This is a genomic window from Mesorhizobium sp. B1-1-5 (genome assembly GCF_006443065.1).
GTDB lineage: Bacteria > Pseudomonadota > Alphaproteobacteria > Rhizobiales > Rhizobiaceae > Mesorhizobium.
Window position 1 is genome coordinate 1 of the sequence record NZ_VFWS01000369.1, and the last position, 1,451, is coordinate 1,451.

A 1,451-nucleotide genomic window follows, 5' to 3' on the forward strand; every position below is an offset into this window, starting at 1 on the left:
GCCCTCGGTGGCGATTGGGGCGGCGATTTGGGCGGCGGCCTGCCGAAAGCGGCCTTGAGCGAAATCCATGGCGTCGAGACCCGCGATGCCGGAGCGGTCGCCGGCTTCGCCCTGTCGCTCGCCAGCCTGATCCTCAAGCCCAGCCTGATCCTCAAGCAAGGGCCGCGATTGCCGGTGCTGTGGATCGGCACCCAGGAGGTTTTTCGCGAGGCGGGCTTTCCCTATGCCCGGGGCCTTCACGCCGCCTTCGGCATCGAGCCGGAGCAATTGCTGTTTTCCGAGGCGCCAAGGCTCGCCGATGCGCTGTGGGTCGCCGAGGAGGCGGCCCGCATGACGGCGCTCGCCGCCGTCATCCTTGAAGTCCGCGGCAATCCGCAGCGGCTGGACCTGACCGCGACGCGCCGGCTGCACGCCCACGCGCAGAGCGCCGGCCGGCCGGTCTTCCTGCTGCGGCAGGCGGCCGAACCCGAACCGACGGCGGCGCCCGTCCGCCTCATCGTCTCGCCGGCGCCGGCAGGGCCGCGCGACACGGTCGCCGGGCCGCTTGCCGGCTCGATCGGCCGCCCCGCCTTCACCATCAGCATCGGCAAGAGCCGCACGGCCCTGCCAGGACAATTCATATTGGAGTGGAACCCCGATGAACGCATATTCGATGAAAGACGGATTGGGGAAGAACGAGCAAAGAATCCTGTCCCTGTGGTTTCCCTATCTCGCGGCCGAACGGATCCTGCGGCAGCGCCTGGGGCGGTCCTGGCGTTCCCGGCCATCGGATCACCGGCCGCTGGTGATCAGCCATCGCGACAGCAACGCGCAGCGCATCTTAGCCCTCGACGAGCGGGCTGAGGCGCTGCATCTGAAGCCCGGCATGGGCATCGCCGATGCGCGCGCCATGCATCCGTCGATCGACATAATGGAGGCCGATGCCGAAGCCGACCGGCGCCTGCTCGAAGGCCTTGCGGACTGGTGCGACCGCTATACCCCGCTGGTGGCGCTCGACGGGACCGACGGCCTGTTCCTCGACGTCACCGGCTGCACCCATCTTTTCGGCGGCGAACGCGCCATGCTGGACGAGATCCTGTCGCGCTTCTTCCATCAGGGCTTCGACGTCCGTGCCGGCCTTGCCGCGACACCCGGCGCCGCCTGGGCGGCGGCGCGGTTCTGCGGCGACCGCATCGTTGCCGGCGGCGAGGAGGAAGCGCTCCTGGCGCCCTTGCCGCTGGCGGTGCTACGCATCGCGCCGGAAACCCGCGCCAGCCTGGAAAGTGTTGGCCTGCGCACGGCGGGCGCGGTGATGGCCGCGCCGCGCGCGCCGCTCGCCCGCCGCTTCGGTGCCTCCCTGCTCTTGCGCCTCGACCAGGCGCTCGGCCGTCTCGACGAGGCGGTGTCGCCGCGCCTGCCCGTCGCGCCGCTTTCGGTCGAACGCCATTTGGCCGAGCCCGTCACGCTGACAG

The 1,451-nt window shown here is 70.4% G+C and carries 2 protein-coding genes; both read left to right on the top strand.

The genetic code is table 11. From position 1 onward, the window contains the following. On the top strand, nt 1-843 hold an 843-nt coding region (locus tag FJ980_RS35630; RefSeq protein WP_140547416.1), incomplete at its 5' end, for a hypothetical protein. Then, on the top strand, nt 785-1,451 hold a 667-nt coding region (locus tag FJ980_RS31440; RefSeq protein WP_140547417.1), incomplete at its 3' end, for a DNA polymerase Y family protein. The genes FJ980_RS35630 and FJ980_RS31440, both read left to right, overlap by 59 nt.